The organism is Laedolimicola sp., from assembly GCF_051972735.1.
GTDB lineage: Bacteria > Bacillota > Clostridia > Lachnospirales > Lachnospiraceae > Laedolimicola > Laedolimicola intestinihominis.
Map to the genome: position 1 here is coordinate 1 of NZ_JBOKYU010000042.1, position 19,712 is coordinate 19,712.

A 19,712-nucleotide genomic window follows, 5' to 3' on the forward strand; every position below is an offset into this window, starting at 1 on the left:
TTCTTATTCCACTTATGAAGGTAAATAGGATCATCCCAAATATCAGTAAAAACATAACTGGAAAAATCAAATCAAATAAATCAAACATCATATCCATAAACTCTCCTCCTGTAACTTCCGATTTGTACACCCCTATTCTACTACAAAACCGTCCTTTATGAAAGCCTCTTAATCTTCTCCCTGGCCTCATACAACTCCTTATCCTTCGCCATCAGGTATTGCAACAGAAAACTATAATCATCATCTGAAATCAAGCCACTGGCACCATATCCAATAATCAATCGAATGAATCGCTGTTCATTTTCCGGTAAGGAATCAAGGGTCTGCCAAAGCAGATATCCTTCTATTGTTAATTCTAATTCTTTTTCCATTTGTCTATCCTCCTGCTTATTTTTCCTTTGCGCCCGTTCTCTCCTCTCATACAAAAAAGAACAGCTCAATCCTAGTTGAACTGTCCTTACTTCTTTAGGCTTCTGATAAAGGATAGGAATATTTCCCGTTCCTTTGTCTCCAAGCCATCCCATATTTCAAGTATCTCGTTTTGCTCTTCTGTCAGATTTAATCTGCCGCCATCTTCGACAAAGAACTGCGCTAATGTAATGCCGAATGCTTCACAGATTCTCTCTAGTGTCACAACAGTTGGTATACTCTTCTGGTTTATAATATTTGCTAACGCTGTTTGTGACATGTCTGTAAGTTGAGATAGGCGGTACTTGGTATATCCTCGTTTTTCGCATAACTCTGTTATTCTCAATGGAATATACTCTTCTACACGCAAGCAATATACACCTCTCCTCTGGTCTATGATACCTACATTGTACCGATAAACCAAAAGATTTATTAGTCACATATTACTTCACTATATACTCCATTATGCTTTAGTATATGGGTAAAAAATAAAATTCAGCTCAAACTATTCAGTTTTATGTACTATTTTACCTGTCTCCTCCTCTACTGTCAAACAGCAAATACATTGTCAGCTATAAAGCGCAGCACATACTGCCACGCCCCTGCATTCATTATTACATCGCTTTTTCTATCCGACGCTGCCGCTCTTTTAAATCATTCTGCTGTTCAAATAGATTATCCCGTTCCCTACAGACCTCTTTCATACGTTCCAGCTTCTCTCTCACCCCCTCTCTGCATCCCGATTCTATCTGCTTATATTCCCCGGTCAGTTCCCGGATTCTATTGTTATTCTCCTTTATTTGCCCCGACACGCAAACCCAGTCTATCAGGTTCTGCATTTCCGGATCTGTCACATAAAGTTCTGTTTCCGCCACAATTTTAGTACATATCCTCATCAGGACTTTCTTTTCCATATCTGTCATACTCCCGCTTCCTCCCTATCTGCCTCTTCCATAGTAACGTTCCTTTTCTCTGTCGGCCTGCTCTTTTGACCTTGCGTATTCCACAATCCCCTCTACCTCACTTTTACCGAGGTAATCTTTCAAATACTCAAAATTCGTTTCTTTCTCCTCCAGCTCCTCGATTCTGTCTTGCTGATCTCTGTTTTTCTCCCGTAGATATCCCACCTGCGATTCCAGCGTATCTACCCGGTCTGTCAGCCTTTTCACCGTCTCTGCAAGCTGTACACTTTTGATCGTCAGGTTCTTTACCAGCTCTTTCAGTTTTTCCAGCAGCGGCAACGCCTTCTTGTCCCGATAGGCCTTGGCGCTCATTAAAGCTCCCGGCTCCGGAAGCTGCCACCGCAATTCTTCATCATAAGCATGGATATTTCGTTCCATGACCTCTTTCGATTCCACCATTTTATCCAGTTCCCGTTGCAGCTTCTTCTGCTGTTTCTCCAATTCCTCATTGTCTGACAGCAACTGGTTTCTGGTTTCCTTTAATGCTTCTGTATCGGAATGAAGTTCTTCACTGGTAGCAAATAGCTCGTCTATTTCATCCTCTAATCGCTCCTTTCTTTCACGTGTCCGTTCTATCCGTTCTCTTGCTTCATCCTGCCTATCGTAAATGTCCAACAGGTCTTCCCTGCTCGACGTAATCGTCTGCTGCAGCTCCTGTAATTCTTTCTCCCTCTCCTGTTTTTCATAATTCAGTACCGATAGATGCTTGTTATGGGTTCCGAGCTGTTTCCACCGCACTCCGTAGTGTTCCATGACCAAAGCAAGCTCCTGCTTCTCTGATTCTATCCACTGATTCCATTCCGTATCGCCCCGTGTGCCGCCCCGGAATCCCTGCTCCGCCAGTGCGCCTTTCAGTGATACTCTGATGTCAAGGCCACGCTTGCTGTTACGGATAAATGGGACAAAATCTATGTGGACATGCGGCGTCTCCTCGTCCATGTGCAGGTGTGCCGAAAACACATAGAGGTTCGGATTCCGCTCCTGAAAATCCTGCATGAAATCTACCAGTATTTCCTTTGCAAGCTGTCCCTCCTCACTCCTCACATTGGTATCATCCTTATTTCCAATTTGGAAAATGACCTCATGGAACAGCTTTTCCTGCTTGCTCTGCCGGATTTTCTCATAATAGCTGTCTATCTTTCTATCACTCCGTTTCTGCTTTGCGTTATACCGTTCCAGGGCTTCATTGAAAAGCTCATGGTATACTTTCTTGATACTCTTGTGGCAAAATTCCACGTTGTAGATGCTCCGCTCTTTGTCCACGTTCTTCGCGCTAAATGCTCTTGTGTTGTGGTTGACCGAGCCTTTCCCCATCATTCCGCTGATTGTTCTCTCCAATAGGCATTTCTCCTTTTATCTGTTCTATAAGCGCCGGAAACGGCGCAGGCTTTGTTACTTTCGCCGAAAGTAACGCAAAAGCACTTTTGACAGACCCAAGTGTCCATCAAAAGCTGCTATTGCGCCCTGCCGGGGGCTTTTCCGCCCTTACGGCCGGAGCGGCTACCCGCCGCCTTTCTGCTTCTGCCGTTCAAGATAGCAAGATCCCCCTGTCTATAGAAAAGGGAATCTTGCCATCTTCCCCGGCTACAGCATCCAGTACCACTGACTTCCAACCTTTACGCTATCAATATTCAACTCCTTTTTGGCATTCCAGAGTGTTTTCTTTTTTATACCTTTCTCCTTTGCTGCGTCCATTATTTCATTGCAGGATTTCTGACCATCCGCCAGAATCTCCAACAAAAAAGATTTTGCATCCTTTGTTTTCTCTCCCTTGCTTGTCCCGGAAAGCAGCTCCTCCACCGTGATATCACAGGGGCCTTCCCAGTGAAAGCCATTCTCCTTATCCAGCCGGAACGCAATCGAAGCGCCCTCCGGTGCAAGGCTGCTCTTGTCATGGGCGATTACGCGCAGAGTCGGATCGTTCTTTACCCGGCCAACCACCAGTACGCTCCGGGCCATTGCCTGAAAATCTATCGAACCAAGCCCCCGGTAGGTGGATTTGCTGCCGCTGGCCTTGTTCATGTGACCGATAAGGATAATAGCGCAGTCACATTCTTCGGCTATCCTTGCCAGCCGTTTCAGGACTGCCCGGATCTCATTTGCCCGATGCATATCCACGTTAGCACCCAGATATGCCTGTATCGGATCTAAGACTACCATTTTCGCCCCCGTTTCTTTAATCGCCCTGACCAGTCTCTCGTCCGTCATGGTCAAACTCTTAAGGCTCTCGTCTATAACCATCACCCGGCTGCAGTCCGCTCCTGCCGCCAGCAGGCGGGGCTTTATGGTGTCTTCCAGTCCATCCTCTGCGTTCTGGTAAATTACATTGATAGGTTTCCTAGGATTCTGGCCTTCCTCTCCCGGAAGCGGCTCTCCCTTTGTGAGCAGTGCCGCCAGCCTCAGGATAAATGTTGTTTTTCCCTCTCCCGGATCTCCCTGTACGATTGATACCTTCCCGTAGGGAATATAGGGATACCAGAGCCAATCGACCTTTCTGGCCTCCACATCATCCATATTGATTAAACGATAATCTTTCTCTCTTCTTTCTTCCATTTACATCCTCCACTAAAACATTTCATTGAGTTTCAGCAGAGCTTTTGTTATACTATATTTGCGAGATATAGTTACATAGGCTCTGCCTTTGTAAGGAAATGCCCTTGTCAATCGACAGGGACATTTTTCTCTTTATCTTCCCATAGATATCTGGCCCCATCCAGCATCCACAGAATAGCCTTTAACATGTCCAGACAATCATTTTTCATATCCTGCATCCCTTCTTCAGACAGGATAACCTCTGATTGTTCAAATTGTTCTGTCACTTCCTGAATATTTGTCTGCATATCCTTCACTTCTTCTACTAACTGATAAATCACTTCCTTTTTTCCAACCACACAGACTTGATTGTAAATACAGGAACGGACAAAATAGTCTTTCTTGGATAAACCACTGGCTAAAATTCTGGCTTCGATCTCCTCCCTCTCTCGGGGTGATACTCGAAAGCTGATGGTCGAATATTTGTGAACACCACTCATTTACATCTCCTCCTTACTGTTTTCCTCTTCCAACCTATCCGCAAGCTCTCCTTGTTTATTGGGATACAGATGGGAATAAGTGTTCAATGTTGTCTCGATTTTTTCATGCCCCAATCGCTCCGCAATCGCCAATGGTGTAAATCCCATCTCTACCAACAGTGAAGCATGGGAATGTCGTAGATCATGAAGCCTTATTCTTTTTACCCCGGAAGCCTTAATCCCTCGAACCATCTCATGCTCCATATAAGACTTTGTAAAACGAAACATTCTTTCATTCTCCATAACTCCATACAAATGTGAAATATATTCCTCCAATTCTTCTTTCAGAAAGTTCGGTATCGTAATGATCCGTTTACTTTTCGGTGTTTTGGGCGGTGTAATAATGTCTTTGCCTTCAAGACGCTGATATGACTTGTTTACGGAAATCGTACGTTTTTCAAAATCAATATCTTTATAAGTCAACGCCAACAATTCCCCGATTCTCATACCTGTCCAGTACAGAATCAAAAAGGCCATCCTCGTTTCTGGCTTATCTTCTACTGTGGTAAGAAATTCTTTAAATTCCTGCTTCGTCCAAATTTCCCTCTCTCCTGCATGACTTTTTCCAATGGTTCCAGCCTTGCGACACGGATTGTCTTTCAGATCATAATATCGCACTGCATAGTTGAAAATGGCCGCCAACTGATTGTTGACTGTTTTCAGATATGTTTCCGAATACCCTTTCTTTATCAACATATTCTGCCAGGCACGGACATCCGAAACCTTAATATCACACACCCTCTTTTTCTTGAAATACGGAATAATCTTTAAATCAATGATAAACTTCTTTGTCCGCATGGTATTCTCACGCAATCGATGTACCATATCCTCATAATAAATTTGAACGAAGTTCTCAAAATTGATATCCAGATTTTTCTCCTGTTGCTGTCGAAAATCCCGTTCCCACTGTTCCGCTTCTGTCTTTGTCTTAAATCCCCTCTTGTTCTTCTTATGACTGACGCCCTGCCAATCCTTATAATAGAACTGGCTGCGCCACATCTTCCCATCTCTTGTTGCCGGCATAAAACCACCTCCTTACACAGCTACCGTCAATCCGTAAAACTTTTCCTCAAAATACTTCGTAGGAACCTTACCGCTGATTGTCCTGTATCCTTTCGCTTTCAGCTCGTCATTCAACCCCCGAATGATTTTATAAGCATATCCATTAGATACTCCCAGCAGCTCCGCCGCTTCCGTTGCAGTTACATACATTTTCTTCGTATTTTCCATTCTCCTCATTCCTTTCTCCTGTTATTTTCCGGTACACTTTTGTGTTCCTTTATTCGTATTTTATAGTACACATTTGTGTCTGTCAAGTGTTTTTTAATTTTATGTGCACAAATGTGTTCTTTTGTGATAAAATAGGAATATCAAACCGAAAGGAGCTATTTCCATGACTACTGGAGAAAAGATTAAATATTTTCGGAACATGCGTGGAATCTCACAGGATATGCTTGGACAACTGTCTGGTATAAACCCTGCAACTATCAAGAAATACGAATATGGTATACGCAACCCAAAACCAGATCAGCTTCTGAAAATTGCAAATGCGCTGGGTATCAGTATCAATATTTTCATGGATTTCGACATTGAAACCGTATCTGATGTCCTGTCCCTGCTCTTTAAAATGGATGAACAGACAGATATGCATTTTGAGGCTGAAAAGGATAAGAATGGAAATTACATTCCCTCCACTCTAAAAATTTCTTTTGTTCATCCTGCCATTAACCAGAAATTATGTACATATCTTCGTGCTAAACAGGTACAAGCAGATTTTGAGAATAGTGAAGAAAAGCCCTCCATTGAAGAACGCCAGGAATTTGAAAATAACATGGAAGAAATCAGAAATCATTTGCTGGATGATAGCATGATAGTGAAAAAGGGGACTACTGGGATTTCTGTAAAACTTTATCCGAATTAAAGAAAACCCTTGAATTATCAGACATAAGATGCTAGTATTTAAGTAAACAGAAAGCACCCACTCCAATGGTGGATGCTCCGAGTTTAGGCTAAAGAAATGTCCTTACGGACACCGCCTATCCTGTGGGTCAGACAGGATAGGCATTTTTATTTTCGCTTGTTTCTCTTATCGAGAAAGGCAAGCAACGCTACAATCAAGCTTCCAAAGGACATCAATAATGCTAATATCCCAATGAAAATCGAAACGATCTCATAAGCTGTCATCGGCGCCACGTCTACACTCCGTTTCGGTCGGTGCTAAACAGGTGCCACTGGCACCTAGCACCCCTTCCTATGTATTCCGGTTGCCCGGTATCATAAACTCGGGAGGCTACCTCACCCTGTCATAGGCACTTTCTGTAGATGTATTGTAGCATGAAGATTCAGGAATAGCAATCATTCTTTGCAGGTATCATGATACCCGCCATAACCCCAGTATTCATCACCTAATTAGAGCCATTTTAGAGCCAATCCACATAAAAAGGCCCCAGAAATGCCCATTCTATCAGCATTTCCAGGGTTCTGTCTGTTACTCGAACTCAATCGTTCCAGGCGGCTTACTGGTCAAATCATAAAATACTCGATTGACTCCCCGCACTTCATTGATAATTCTGCTCATGACGCTCTGCAGCACCGCAAACGGTATCTCTGCTGCCTCTGCGGTCATAAAATCAATGGTATTCACCGCTCTTAACGCTACGGCATAATCATAAGTTCTCTCGTCCCCCATAACGCCTACGGAACGCATATTGGTCAGAGCTGCGAAGTACTGGTTCGGCAGCCACTTCGGGTTCTCACCATGTTCCTTCTTGTAAGCTGCGGCCGCCTTATCTACCTCATCCCGGTAGATGAAGTCAGCGTCCTGGACGATACGTACCTTCTCGGCATTGACCTCGCCGATGATACGGATACCCAGACCGGGACCCGGGAAGGGCTGACGGAATACCAGGCTTTCCGGAAGGCCAAGCTCCAGACCCGCTTTACGGACCTCGTCCTTAAACAGGTCCCGCAGAGGTTCAATGATTTCCTTGAAATCAACGAAATCCGGAAGACCGCCTACGTTATGGTGAGACTTAATCACTGCGGATTCTCCGCCAAGACCACTCTCTACCACGTCCGGGTAAATGGTTCCCTGGGCCAGGAAATCCACAGCGCCGATCTTCTTCGCCTCTTCCTCGAAAATACGGATGAATTCCTCGCCGATGATCTTACGCTTTGCCTCCGGTTCAGTCACGCCTGCCAGCTTCTTATAGTAACGCTCCTGGGCGTTGACACGGATAAAGTTCAGGTCAAACTGGCCGTTCGGTCCGAATATATGTTCTACCTCATCGCCCTCATTTTTACGAAGGAGACCGTGATCCACAAATACACAGGTCAGCTGCTTGCCGATGGCTCTGGACAGAAGTCCTGCCGCTACAGAGGAATCCACGCCGCCGGACAGGGCCAGCAGTACACGGCCGTCGCCAACCTTCGCGCGGATGTCTTTGATCGTGTTCTCTACGAAAGCGTCCATCTTCCAGTCGCCTGCGCACTGGCAGACATTCTTCACGAAGTTATTGATCATCTTCGTTCCCTCAGCGGTATGCAGCACCTCCGGATGGAACTGAATCGCGTAAAGCTTATGCGCCTCGTCCTCAGCGGCTGCCACCGGGCAGTCTGCAGTGTGGGCTGTGATTTCAAAGCCGGGTGCCACCTTAGAAATATAGTCAAAGTGGCTCATCCAGCAGATAGTCTTCGGACTTACGCCCTCAAACACCTTGGACGCAGTCTTGTCGATGAGCACTTCAGTCTTACCATACTCTCTCACATCCGCGCGCTCCACCTTGCCCCCGAGCACATGGCTCATGAGCTGCGCGCCATAGCACAGACCCAGCACCGGAATACCAAGCTTGAACAGCTCGTCCGTGTAGGTCGGTGAATCCGGCTCGTAACAGCTGTTCGGTCCTCCCGTCAGGATAATTCCCTTGGGATTCATGGCTTTGATCTTCTCGATATCGGTCTTGTAAGAGTAGATTTCGCAGTATACATTACATTCTCTGACGCGGCGTGCCACCAGCTGATTGTACTGACCGCCGAAGTCGAGAACTATAACCATTTCTCTATTCAATCCGTATATCCTCCTGTTTTCTTATTGCGTACGTTCAGTCGCGCCATTCGCAAAATCGTTACTGCTCACTTCGTTCGCGGTAACACGCTTCGCGCTGCACAGAAATCACGCTTTCGTGTAATTTCGCGCACATATGCGGAGCTCTCCGCTGCTGCACAGCAGTATGCCTGAACTATTTCATTTACATTATAGGCGATCCCACCACCCTTGGCAAGCCCGAAATCTGGTATACCTTTGTCCTTTTTTTCATATCCTAAGACAAACAGGAAAGGATCCACACCCTATGAAATACGCTGACACCCCCGCTGCTCCTGCGCGCGGACAAAATATTCTACTGGATGTTCATCGCAAAACGTCCCTCGAAACCTTTTTAGAGCAGTTGAACGACCCACTGATTTTTGTGCTGTTTGTAGCCGCGGCCATTTCCATCCTTCTGGGAGAGGCCAGCGACGCCGCCATTATCCTGACCGTCATTCTGGTAAATGCGTTTGTCGGCGTTGTGCAGGAGGGCAAAGCCCAGAAGGCTCTGGACGCCCTGAAGCAGATGACCAGCCCCACCGCCCTCATTCGGGAAAATGGCAGACTCGTGGAAATTCCGGCCCGTGATCTGATTCCCGGTGATATCGTCTGCCTGGACGCCGGACGGCAGGTTCCCGCCGACCTCACGCTAACCTCCGTCTCCAGCCTGAAAATCGAGGAGTCCGCCCTGACCGGTGAATCTGTTCCGGTAGAGAAGGATCTGGGACGGCACAATCAGGCATTTATGTCAACCAATGTCACCTATGGACGGGGCGAAGGCGTCGTCACGGCCGTCGGCATGGATACACAGATGGGGCGTATCGCCCGCCTTATTGAAAATGAGCACTCAGAAACCACGCCGCTCCAGCACCGCCTGGCCGATCTGGGACGGATCCTAAGCATTGTCTCTGTGACCCTCTGCGCCCTGCTGTTCGTCGTCGCTGTCCTTCAGCGCCGGGATATCCCGGAAATGCTGATTACGGCCATTTCTCTGGCTGTAGCCGCGGTTCCCGAAGGACTGCCCGCCGTTGTCACGCTGGTGCTGGCCTTAAGCGTCTCCCGCATGGTTCGAGTCAATACTATCGTGAAACGTCTTCCCAGTGTGGAAACCCTTGGCTGCGTCAGCGTGGTCTGCTCTGACAAAACCGGTACCCTGACCCAGAATCGCATGACCGTCACCGTCTGCTGGACCGACGGGCAAATCCGAGAAGCCGCCGGACTACGTCCGGATCACGACAAGCTTTTTCTCACCGGACTGACCCTCTGCAACGACGCTGTCCTGGAATCAGATTCCCGTCTGGGCGATCCCACCGAGCTGGCACTGCTGGATCTGGCCGCCCGCTTTGATCTGTCCCGCCCTGATTTGGAACGGGAGCAGCCCCGCATCGGGGAAATCGCCTTTGATTCCGAGCGGAAAATGATGACCACACTACACCGACATGGCAACGGCTCCATTTCCTATACGAAGGGTTCTCCTGACGAGATTCTGAAGCGGTGTGACACAATTTTGTCGGACGACCGTGTCATGCCCCTGGAGCCATCCATGCGCCGCACCATTGAAACAGCTCTGCACACGCTCTCCAACCAGGCACTCCGCCTGCTGGCCATCGCAATGCGAACCAATGACCGCCAGCCCCAGGAAAAGAGTCTGACCTTTCTGGGTCTCGCCGGAATGATGGACCCCATCCGCCCGGAAGCTGTACAGGCTGTACGGGATTTTCGGAAAGCAGGCGTGCGGACGGTCATGATTACCGGGGACCGGCCTGATACCGCCTTTGTGATTGCACGGGAGCTCGGTATTGCGGCGAAGCCCTCAGACTGTCTGAGTGGCGCGCAGATCGACAGACTGTCTGACCCGGACTTTGCGCAGGAAGCGGAACGCTGTTCCGTCTTTGCCCAGGTATCTCCTGAACATAAGGTGCGCATTGTCCGAGCGCTGAAATCTTCCGGCCACATCGTGGCCATGACCGGCGACGGCGTTAATGACGCGCCCTCCCTGAAGACCGCTGATGTGGGCGTGGCCATGGGAATCACCGGTACCGATGTGGCGAAAAATGCCGCCGATCTTATCCTGACGGATGACAATTTCGCTACCATCGCCAAAGCCATCGCCGAAGGTCGCGGCATCTACGCCAATATTAAAAAGGCCGTGCTGTTCCTGCTCTCCTCGAATTTCGGGGAAATCATGACCATGCTGGCGGCGATTCTGATGAATTTCAGTTCGCCGCTGAAGCCCAGCCACATTCTCTGGATTAACCTGATTACCGACAGTCTGCCTGCGCTGGCCCTCGGTGTGGATCCAGAGAATCCGGCGCATTTCATGCGCCAGCCACCTCGCCCGAAGAATGAGAATCTGTTCGCTTCAGGCGGACTTTCCTGCACACTGCTCTACGGTTTTCTGATTGCGTTTATCAGTACGGCGGCCTTTCTCTGCCTGCCCGTGGCTCTGCTGCGTGGCGTAGGGTTGCCACTTACTTTAACGAACCTGCGTCTGCTTCTGGTCGAGCCGCAGCTTTTGGCCCGCTGCCAGACCTATGCATTTACAGTGCTTGGTATCTCACAGCTCTTCCATGCAGTGGGCATGCGGGATGTGGAGACCAGCCTGTTCCGTATGAATCATCTGGAAAATAAACTGATGCTGGCCGCTTTCGCTATCGGAATCGGACTGCAGGTTCTTGTGACGGAATTTCCGTATTTTGTGACGGCCTTCGGTACCTGTAGGCTGGCTCCCGGGGAATGGGCAAGGCTAATTTTACTGTCGGCCGCGCCGCTGCTGGCCCATGAGCTGCTGATTTTAACACAATAATTTTAGTACCGCCAACACCAGCAGCAGCCCTCCCCCCACCTGGCTTGGACGAAATGGTAAGCGCCCACTCACACATTTCCCGGCATGTTCTCCCAGCAGCAACGCTGTCAAACCCGTAACGATGCCGAAAAGAAAAGCCGCGGCCAGATAGAATACTTCTTCCCTGCCTGCGCCCACGCCGCCTGCCAGACTGTCCAGCGACAGCGCCACGCTTAAAGTCAGAGCCTCCGGACAAGTCACAAAACGGTCCTGATTTTTATCCGCTTTTGCCACTTCTTCATGGTCTGAGCGATCCAGCAGGCTCCAGACGCCGAGGCCTGCCAGTATCACGGCCCCGAACATTCGCCCTGCGATCTCCGGAAAATAACTTCCTGCCGCGCCGCCAAGCCCCATGGACAGAGTCAGAATCACAGCTGGAATACCCGTCAGCAGGAACGCCGCTGCAGGAGACAGCCGAATTCCACCTGCTCCGTATGTGAAACCGACGGCAAAGATATCGGCTGACAGGGCCGCCGCCAGTAAAAAAATCTGTGTCAGAACAGAAACCATATTTCCACCAGATTTACTTGGTTTCTTTTATCATATTCCAGAAAAAGGAGCTGTGTTTATGGAAAAAGAATACTTGCTGCGTGAAAAACCCTTAAAAGCCCTATGGCTCTTCGCCCTTCCCATGATGGTGGGCAATCTGTTTCAACAGTTTTATACCATGGCTGACTCCATGATCGTCGGGCGCTTCGTGGGGGAAGACGCGCTCGCCGCCATCGGCGCGTCCTATGCCCTGACCAATGTGTTTATCTGTATCGCCATCGGAGGTGGCGTGGGTGCAGGTGTATTAACCGGGCGATATTTTGGCGCGCGGGAATACCTGCGGCTTCGACTCTGCATCCGCACGGCGCTCATGACCTTTCTGGTCTTAAGCCTGCTGCTTTCCGCTTTCGGTCTTTTGTTCTGCAGTGCCATTCTTCGTGCTTTGCATACGCCGGGAAATGTGCTGCCGATGGCTTCTGCTTATCTGATGATCTATTTTCTGGGCTTGCCCTTTCTCTTCCTGTACAATGTGCTTTCCGCTATGTTCAACGCCCTGGGACGCTCCCGGGTGCCGCTGTATCTGTTGATTTTTTCTTCCGCACTAAACATTGGGCTGGATCTGTGTCTGGTCTGCGGGCTGAAGCTCGGCATCGAAGGAGCCGCCTGGGCGACGCTGGCTGCCCAGACGGTATCAGCGGTTCTTTCTTTCCTTCTGTTTCGCCGAACGCTAAATCAATGTACCGCTCCAGAGCCCCTTACGGATTCTTGCGATAAATCCATAGCGGAATCTCCCTTACGCCAAAGCCCGGACTCTGAAATTCCTGTACATCCGATGTCCGACGGCATAGAGCATCACTCTGCCCTTTCCATCACCCTGTTCAGCCTTACCGAACTCGCCGCCATCACCCGCATCGCTCTTCCTTCTATCTTCCAGCAGGCTACCGTCTCCATCGGCGCCATGCTGGTCCAGGCTGTCATCAATCCATTCGGCTCCCAGGTGCTTGCCGGCTACGCGGCAGCTTCCCGGCTGGAGAGCTTCTGCATCGTTCCCATGTCGGCTCTGGGGCAGGCCATGTCCGCTTATACTTCCCAGAACCTGGGAGCCGCCGGAAAAGCTATTGTCAGCACAGAGCCGCTTTCCCAGGCTCATGATACCGCCCCAAAAAATCTCAGCTCCCCTGAGGCAGACGCTGAGACTTCTCTCCACTATATAAAAAGAGTACGTCAGGGCTACCGTGCCGCTCTCGCGCTCGCCGGTGGCTTTGCCGTACTCCTCTGTATCTTTCTTCTGTTGTCCGCCCGTCCGCTGAGCGCCTCATTTCTCGGCCCCGGCGGAACAAATCTCGCTCTGGAAACCGGCGTACAATACCTGCATTTCATCAACTTCTTTTTCGCCCTCATCGGTCTGAAAATGTGTACCGACGGAGTCTTACGCGGAGCCGCCGATATGGGTATGTTTACACTGGCAAATCTGGCAAACCTGACCTTCCGGGTTCTATTCGCTGCTCTCCTTGCCCCACGCTTCGGCGCTGCCTTTGTCTGGTACGCCATTCCCCTGGGCTGGCTCTTAAACAGCCTTATCTCCGGATACGAGTATCGCTCCGGGCGCTGGCTGCCTCCCCCTTTTAATAAGCATAATTGGAGCTGATCATCGATGTAATCGCTACACCAAAGATAGCAATCAAAATGATATAAAGCACAAGGACAATCGCCGCAAAGATCAGCGCCGCCTTAAAATAATTGGACTTACTCTTCTTTTCCTTGCTGCTGAAGGCCCACACAAACATTAATACAATATTCACACAGGGAATCAGCATCAACAGCATCGTAACCAACCATTCGCCCATGCTGATCGGTTCTTCCAGATCGGTTTCCGGCTCCCGGTACTGATACTGTAATTGCTCCTGCACCGATTTCTGATATGGATCTGAAGCGGACTGCTGGTAAGCATTCTCCGTTGCCTGATTTACATTCTCATTTACAATGTCGTTGTTGTACATGTCGTCCATAACGTATCTCCCTCTTCTCTGTGGCTTCAACGAGTCTCGCCGCCCTGTCTGTTTCTTCCTCAGTGTATCATTTTCCGGCAGTTCCGGCAACAGATTTCATAAAACCTTAACCTTTTCCCAACTGTTTCCTAAGCAAATATGGCATGCACCACCTCATACAGGGTCCACCCCGGATCTTCCACGCTCACCGGGAAACCATATATCATACGCCACAGATACAGACCAATCTCCCAGAGCAGCAGAACAATCAGAACCCATGTCCACATTTTTGCCTGTTTACTTCTTCGATTTTCCACATCTGCTTTCGATTTTCCACTTTTTATGCAATCCCGGATTTCCTCCTCCGGTTCGAATTCCTCACGATTCACCAGGTAACGCTGTACACCAAACACGACTCCCGCCACCATCCATCCGTATACCGGCGGCTGCATTTTCCACGCCACAGCCAAATGTCCCGTCAGAACCAGTCCCAGCGCCCGGGTCATCCCGCAGCCCGGGCACGGCAGCCCAAGCAGAATCTGCATGGGACAAAACCGGTCAAACAAAAGATGCGTCACCGTCCAATATACCGCCAGTGCCGCAATCGCCGGAAGCAGGGCATGAATATCTTTTCCAATCAGCTTTAGGCCCTTCCTGATACGCTGATACATGTTTCCTCCTAAATGAGACAAAATACGTTTCGCGAATTTGACTCGTTGCCCGCATAAACAAAGAAGACCGCAGATCTCTCTGCGGTCCTCTGAAATATTCGGTTTCGTCAGTAAGACTTAAGCCTTTCCTGCGCTTCCCAGTACGTCCTGAATCTTGTGAGCAACAACATCCTTTACGTTCTGACGAGCTACGGTCAGGTACTGTCTCGGATCGAAGTAATCCGGATGAGCGAACATAACCTCGCGGATACCTGCTGTCAGACCCAGACGAAGGTCAGAGTCGATGTTAATCTTGCAGACTGCAGATCTGGCAGCCTCACGCAGCTGATCCTCCGGAACACCGATAGCATCCTTCAGAGCTCCGCCGTTCTCGTTGATGATCTTTACATACTCCTGCGGTACGCTGGAAGCGCCATGAAGAACGATCGGGAATCCCGGGATCTTCTTCTCGATCTCATGCAGGATATCGAAACGAAGCTGCGGCTTTGTGCCCGGCTTGAACTTGAATGCGCCGTGGCTTGTACCGATAGCGATTGCCAGAGAGTCAACACCAGTCTTGTCAACGAACTCCTCAACCTCTTCCGGCTGTGTATAAGAAGAATCCTCAGCAGAAACCTTTACATCATCCTCGATACCGGCAAGCTTACCAAGCTCTGCCTCTACTACTACGCCGTGAGCATGTGCATACTCAACAACCTTCTTTGTGATCTCGATGTTCTCCTGGAACGGATACTTGGATGCATCGATCATAACGGAAGTAAATCCACCGTCTACACAGGACTTGCAGATATCGAAATCTGCGCCGTGATCCAGATGCAGAGCGATCGGAATATCCGGGTTCTCGATAACTGCTGCCTCAACAAGCTTTCTCAGATAAGTAGCGTTTGCATACTTTCTTGCGCCTGCGGAAACCTGCAGAATAACCGGGGACTTCAGCTCTCCAGCTGCCTCTGTGATAGCCTGAACGATCTCCATGTTGTTTACGTTGAAAGCACCGATAGCGTAGCCGCCTTCATAGGCTTTCTTAAACATCTCTGTTGTTGTAACTAATGCCATGATTATCTCCTCACTTTACATGATATTTTTAGGATCGTGCTTAGTATACTACAAAATTGTATTTTCATCAATGCAAAATTTGAAAAAAATGTGTAAAAACAAGCTTTTTGTTCATATAATGATAAATATGCCATTTTTCCTCTAACTTCTGGACTTATGCGCCAATCTGTGCTACCGTTATACATGTTGGCACATCATTTTTTACTATATTATAAAGAAGAAAAAGGGAGAAATTATGGGAGGATTATTTGGCGTCGCATCCAAAAGCGACTGTTTGTTTGACCTGTTTTTCGGAACCGACTACCATTCCCATCTGGGAACACGCCGGGGCGGTATGGCCGTCTATGGTGAAAATGGCTTCGACCGCGCCATCCACAACATCGAAAACACTCCGTTTCGAACCAAGTTCGATCGGGACATGCAGGAAATGAAAGGAAACTTAGGCGTAGGCTGCATCTCCGACTACGAGCCCCAGCCGCTGCTGGTACGCTCCCACCACGGCACCTTCGCTATCACCACCGTAGGCCGCATCAATAACGCAAAAGAGCTGACCAAACAGATCTTTGATCGTGGAAATGCACATTTTCTGGAAATGAGCGGCGGCGACATCAACCCCACTGAACTGGTGGCAGCCCTCATCAACCAGAAGCTGAATCTGATCGACGGCATCCGCTATGCCCAGGAACAGATCGACGGCTCTTTAAGCTTTCTGATTCTGACCCCGAAGGGCATCTACGCGGCCCGTGACCGCCTGGGACGGACACCCCTGGTCATCGGAAAGAAAGAGGAGGCCTACTGTGTCTCCTTCGAAGATTTTGCCTATCTGAATCTGGGCTACGATACCGAACATGTCCTGGGACCCGGCGAAGTAGATATCATCACCCCGGAGGGCTACAAGACCCTGATTACCCCCGGAAAGGACATGAAGATCTGCACCTTCCTGTGGGTCTATTACGGCTACCCATCCAGCACCTACGAAGGCCTGAGCGTCGAAAAAATGCGCTACCGCAGCGGTGAACTGATGGCTAAACGGGACAACGTCAAGCCTGACACCGTCGCAGGCGTCCCCGACAGCGGTCTGGCAGCCGCCATCGGATACTCCAACGCCTCAGGAATCCCGTTTTCCCGTCCCTTTATCAAATACACACCCACCTGGCCCCGCTCCTTCATGCCCACGATCCAGAGCAAACGGAACCTGATCGCGAAAATGAAGCTGATCCCGGTCCACGACCTGATCGAAGGCAAGAGCCTGCTGCTCATCGACGACTCCATTGTCCGCGGCACCCAGTTGGGTGAGACCACCGAATTCCTGTACCACAGCGGAGCCAAAGAAGTCCATATCCGACCTGCATGTCCGCCTATCCTGTACGGCTGCAAATACCTGAACTTCTCCCGCTCCACCTCGGAAATGGAGCTGATCTCCCGCCGGGTCATCGAAAAGCTGGAAAACGGCCATGTCACCGACGAGATTCTGAAGGAATACGCCGACCCCGAGTCCGCCCGCTACGAAGCCATGCAAGAAGAAATCCGCAAGCAGCTGAACTTCACTACTTTGCGCTTCAACCGCCTGGACGACCTCATCGAAGCCACCGGCCTGGACAAGAGTAAGCTCTGCACCTACTGCTGGGACGGCGAGGAGTAATTGTCGATATCAGAAAAAGAGCCAGACTGCGGCGCAGTCCGGCTCTTTTTCGTTCGTTTTATTATAAAGAGAGGGCGCTGCTTACCGACTCATGTCGGAAAACAGCGCCCTCTCTGGGATTTCAGGTTATCATAACCGTCGCCTATATCACTCTCTTTCGAGAAGCATAAGCCACTATGTAATTCTCAAATACCTTAGAAGATTCCTACCAGTGCTCCCAGAATACCTACTACCAGAAGCAGACCGATGCAGGCTACCGGAGTCCAGCCCTTCTTCTTAATCAGGAAGTACAGGCCAAGAGTAATGCCAAGCGGAATCAGCTTCGGCAGGATGCCATCCAGAATGCTCTGGATAACGATCGGGCTATCGCCGTTCTCGATGGTCAGGGCAACAGTTGTTCCACCATAGTTAGATGTCAGAGCACCAACTACGAATACACCCAGCATAGAAGCTGCACGAGTGAACTCTTTTGCGTTAGCGGTCAGAATCTCAATAGCCTTAGAACCAAGCTCATAGGACCAGTTCATCAGGAAGAAACGCAGAGCCATCTGAACAATGTTGAAGATTAACAGGAACAGGATAGGTCCTGCAATAGAACCGTTGATAGCCATGTTCGCTGTAATACCTGCTGTAATCGGAACCAGAGTAAACCAGAACAGAGCGTCACCGATACCACCCAGGGGTCCCATAGCTGCAACACGTACCGCACGGATTGTGTTGATGTCTGCCTTCTGCTGCTCCAGAGAAAGTACAATACCCATTACGAATGTTACCAGGAACGGATGAGTATTGAAGAACTCCAGGTTGTGCTGCATAGAAGTTGAAAGGTCATCCTTATCGGTATGGATTTTCTCCAGTCCCGGAAGGATACAGTAAAGCCATCCTGCTGCCTGCATTCTCTCATAGTTGAAAGAACCCTGCAGATTCAGAGAACGCCATACCATTTTGTTAAGAGTTTTTTTATCAAGCGGCTGAGCCGGTGTTAAATCCTTGTAAGTTGTAGCATTAGATGCCATCCTCTTCACCTCCGTTTCCACCATTTCCAGCGTTCTGCTTAATAGCAACGCGAGTCTGGAAGTCGTACAGTGCAATTGCGATACCAACAAAAGCTACCAGAAGCAGAGCAGAACCGCTCAGATCCGGGATGTAGCCGATGATAGTAGCAAGTGTGAAACCTGCGAAATAGATTCCCCACAGGTCGTTGGAAAGCATGATACGAAGCAAAATAGCAAATCCAACGAAACGCATCATTCCACCAGCGGTGCTGAGACCAGTCATGATCCAAGCGTATTTCTCAGAAATAGCGGTCAGAGTCTCGCCAAGTGCGCTTCCGCCAAGCAGACCAGCTACACAAACGATAGCGAACAGAAGTCCCAGAGCGCCCATAGCCAGGTAGTTCAGACGAACGATACCCTTTGTATCAGCCTTCTCAGCCATCTTGTCCGCTGTAGACATCAGCGGGGACATAACGGTGAACAGCAGAGTTACCATGTACTGACCGATCAGAGCGAACGGAACAGCAAGTCCAACTGCTGCGCTGGTGTCAAGACCAGAAGAGATAGCGAATACAGTAGCCATGATTCCACCGATTACGGCGTTAGGCGGCTGAGCTCCACCAACCGGCATGTTACCGATAGTCATTAACTGATAAGTACCACCTACGATAAGTCCTGTCTGCAGGTCGCCAAGGATTGCTCCGATGACTGCTCCTGTTACGATAGGCTGGTACAGAGATTCCAATAAGTCGAACTGGTCGATGGCCACGATGAAGGACCATACAGCAACCAGTAAAATCTGAATTGCATTAAAACTCATGATTTATACAATCTCCTTTCCAATAGTATAAAGCTGCTTAAAATCCCCCTCATAGGAATTCACAACTTATTTGAACAGCTTCTCAATGTTCTCCGCTGCCTCGGTCGGAACACGACGAATCTCGAGCTCCACACCCAGATCACGAAGCTTTGCAAATGCAGCTACATCTGCGTCGTCTACGGCTACAGAGCCTGCAACCTGACGCTTGCCGTCTGCCATATGCATGTTGCCGATGTTTACCTTCTTGATCGGCACGCCGCCTTCTACCAGCTTCAGTACATCCTGCGGATTCTCACATACAATGAAAATCAGCTGCTTATCAGATGCCTTGTGAATAGTAGAGATGGTCTTTTCAATAGTCCAGTAACGCATGGAAGCATATGCCGGAGCTGCCATATCCATCAGTCCCTGACGAAGCTTGTTACCAGCCACTTCATCATTGGCTACCAGGATTAAGTTTGCGCCGATGGTTCCACACCACTGTGTTGCAACCTGTCCGTGAACCAGACGGTTGTCAATACGTGTTAAAACGATATTGGGCATTTTCATTCCCTCCTTGTTATGATGTACCCCGAAAATCCCCTTCAAGGTGACTTTATTATATCTTATTTGATTCTTTTTGTATTTGTAGTTTTTAGTTGACTTCGTGTTGTTTTTAGTTTCTGTTAATCAAATTTATTC

The 19,712-nt window shown here is 49.1% G+C and carries 21 protein-coding genes; 4 read left to right on the forward strand and 17 right to left on the reverse strand.

Annotation, left to right across the window (positions count from 1 at the left end):
- Positions 1-155 precede the first annotated feature (155 nt).
- From ACTRC3_RS09540 to ACTRC3_RS09575, 8 genes are all read right to left on the reverse strand, one after another.
- Positions 156-371: a hypothetical protein gene (locus ACTRC3_RS09540; protein WP_186873831.1), complete on the reverse strand. Its 216-nt coding sequence runs from the start codon at positions 369-371 to the stop codon at positions 156-158.
- An 86-nt stretch (positions 372-457) separates the two neighbouring features.
- Positions 458-778 (reverse strand): helix-turn-helix domain-containing protein, encoded by a 321-nt coding sequence (locus ACTRC3_RS09545; protein WP_158365038.1) that lies wholly within the window; start codon positions 776-778, stop codon positions 458-460.
- A gap of 244 nt (positions 779-1,022) precedes the next feature.
- Entirely contained in the window at positions 1,023-1,331 is a 309-nt protein-coding gene (locus tag ACTRC3_RS09550) for a hypothetical protein (protein WP_440322894.1), read from the reverse strand.
- A gap of 15 nt (positions 1,332-1,346) precedes the next feature.
- Complete coding sequence (locus ACTRC3_RS09555; protein WP_440322909.1) at positions 1,347-2,687, reverse strand: plasmid recombination protein; 1,341 nt, start codon at positions 2,685-2,687, stop codon at positions 1,347-1,349.
- A 267-nt stretch (positions 2,688-2,954) separates the two neighbouring features.
- Complete coding sequence (locus tag ACTRC3_RS09560) at positions 2,955-3,923, reverse strand: AAA family ATPase (protein WP_440322895.1); 969 nt, start codon at positions 3,921-3,923, stop codon at positions 2,955-2,957.
- A gap of 107 nt (positions 3,924-4,030) precedes the next feature.
- On the reverse strand, positions 4,031-4,402 hold the full coding sequence (locus ACTRC3_RS09565) for a plasmid mobilization protein (protein WP_158365041.1): 372 nt from the start codon (positions 4,400-4,402) through the stop codon (positions 4,031-4,033).
- On the reverse strand, positions 4,403-5,464 hold the full coding sequence (locus ACTRC3_RS09570) for a tyrosine-type recombinase/integrase (protein WP_440322896.1): 1,062 nt from the start codon (positions 5,462-5,464) through the stop codon (positions 4,403-4,405).
- A gap of 12 nt (positions 5,465-5,476) precedes the next feature.
- A complete protein-coding gene (locus tag ACTRC3_RS09575) occupies positions 5,477-5,680 on the reverse strand; it encodes an ICEBs1 excisionase (RefSeq protein ID WP_440322897.1) in 204 nt (67 codons plus the stop codon).
- Between the two features lie 154 nt (positions 5,681-5,834).
- Here ACTRC3_RS09575 and ACTRC3_RS09580 point away from each other — a divergent pair, with 154 nt between their 5' ends.
- Positions 5,835-6,362, forward strand: a complete 528-nt coding sequence (locus ACTRC3_RS09580) for a helix-turn-helix domain-containing protein (RefSeq protein ID WP_440322898.1) — start codon at positions 5,835-5,837, stop codon at positions 6,360-6,362.
- Between the two features lie 146 nt (positions 6,363-6,508).
- Here the strand turns inward: ACTRC3_RS09580 and ACTRC3_RS09585 are convergent, their stop codons facing one another.
- Positions 6,509-6,625 (reverse strand): putative holin-like toxin, encoded by a 117-nt coding sequence (locus ACTRC3_RS09585; protein ID WP_416862063.1) that lies wholly within the window; start codon positions 6,623-6,625, stop codon positions 6,509-6,511.
- 304 nt (positions 6,626-6,929) lie between these two features.
- Positions 6,930-8,507 carry a glutamine-hydrolyzing GMP synthase gene (guaA, locus tag ACTRC3_RS09590; protein ID WP_440322899.1) on the reverse strand — a complete coding sequence of 526 codons (1,578 nt, stop codon included), beginning with the start codon at positions 8,505-8,507 and terminating at the stop codon, positions 6,930-6,932.
- A 283-nt stretch (positions 8,508-8,790) separates the two neighbouring features.
- Here guaA and ACTRC3_RS09595 point away from each other — a divergent pair, with 283 nt between their 5' ends.
- Positions 8,791-11,331, forward strand: coding sequence for a cation-translocating P-type ATPase (locus ACTRC3_RS09595; RefSeq protein WP_440322900.1), 2,541 nt, complete (start codon positions 8,791-8,793; stop codon positions 11,329-11,331).
- Here ACTRC3_RS09595 and ACTRC3_RS09600 read toward each other — a convergent pair.
- Complete coding sequence (locus ACTRC3_RS09600) at positions 11,320-11,880, reverse strand: manganese efflux pump MntP (RefSeq protein WP_440322901.1); 561 nt, start codon at positions 11,878-11,880, stop codon at positions 11,320-11,322. The two genes, ACTRC3_RS09595 and ACTRC3_RS09600, sit on opposite strands and share 12 nt — an antisense overlap.
- Positions 11,881-11,938: 58 nt before the next feature.
- Between ACTRC3_RS09600 and ACTRC3_RS09605 the strand changes: the two genes are divergently transcribed.
- Positions 11,939-13,507, forward strand: coding sequence for an MATE family efflux transporter (locus tag ACTRC3_RS09605; protein WP_440322902.1), 1,569 nt, complete (start codon positions 11,939-11,941; stop codon positions 13,505-13,507).
- Here the strand turns inward: ACTRC3_RS09605 and ACTRC3_RS09610 are convergent.
- From ACTRC3_RS09610 to fba, 3 genes are all read right to left on the reverse strand, one after another.
- Positions 13,485-13,868, reverse strand: a complete 384-nt coding sequence (locus ACTRC3_RS09610) for a hypothetical protein (RefSeq protein ID WP_440322903.1) — start codon at positions 13,866-13,868, stop codon at positions 13,485-13,487. The two genes, ACTRC3_RS09605 and ACTRC3_RS09610, sit on opposite strands and share 23 nt — an antisense overlap.
- A gap of 128 nt (positions 13,869-13,996) precedes the next feature.
- Positions 13,997-14,518: a DUF2752 domain-containing protein gene (locus ACTRC3_RS09615; RefSeq protein ID WP_440322904.1), complete on the reverse strand. Its 522-nt coding sequence runs from the start codon at positions 14,516-14,518 to the stop codon at positions 13,997-13,999.
- A 117-nt stretch (positions 14,519-14,635) separates the two neighbouring features.
- A complete protein-coding gene (gene fba / locus ACTRC3_RS09620) occupies positions 14,636-15,574 on the reverse strand; it encodes a class II fructose-1,6-bisphosphate aldolase (RefSeq protein WP_440322905.1) in 939 nt (312 codons plus the stop codon).
- 235 nt (positions 15,575-15,809) lie between these two features.
- Here fba and ACTRC3_RS09625 point away from each other — a divergent pair, with 235 nt between their 5' ends.
- On the forward strand, positions 15,810-17,216 hold the full coding sequence (locus ACTRC3_RS09625; RefSeq protein ID WP_440322906.1) for an amidophosphoribosyltransferase: 1,407 nt from the start codon (positions 15,810-15,812) through the stop codon (positions 17,214-17,216).
- A 194-nt stretch (positions 17,217-17,410) separates the two neighbouring features.
- Here ACTRC3_RS09625 and ACTRC3_RS09630 read toward each other — a convergent pair whose 3' ends face one another.
- From ACTRC3_RS09630 to agaV, 3 genes are all read right to left on the reverse strand, one after another.
- Positions 17,411-18,232: a PTS system mannose/fructose/sorbose family transporter subunit IID gene (locus tag ACTRC3_RS09630; protein ID WP_440322907.1), complete on the reverse strand. Its 822-nt coding sequence runs from the start codon at positions 18,230-18,232 to the stop codon at positions 17,411-17,413.
- Complete coding sequence (locus ACTRC3_RS09635; protein ID WP_440322908.1) at positions 18,222-19,031, reverse strand: PTS mannose/fructose/sorbose/N-acetylgalactosamine transporter subunit IIC; 810 nt, start codon at positions 19,029-19,031, stop codon at positions 18,222-18,224. Before ACTRC3_RS09635 ends, ACTRC3_RS09630 begins: the two co-directional genes overlap by 11 nt.
- Positions 19,032-19,097: 66 nt before the next feature.
- Positions 19,098-19,574, reverse strand: a complete 477-nt coding sequence (gene agaV, locus ACTRC3_RS09640; RefSeq protein WP_158365052.1) for a PTS N-acetylgalactosamine transporter subunit IIB — start codon at positions 19,572-19,574, stop codon at positions 19,098-19,100.
- Between the last annotated feature and the right edge of the window lie 138 nt (positions 19,575-19,712).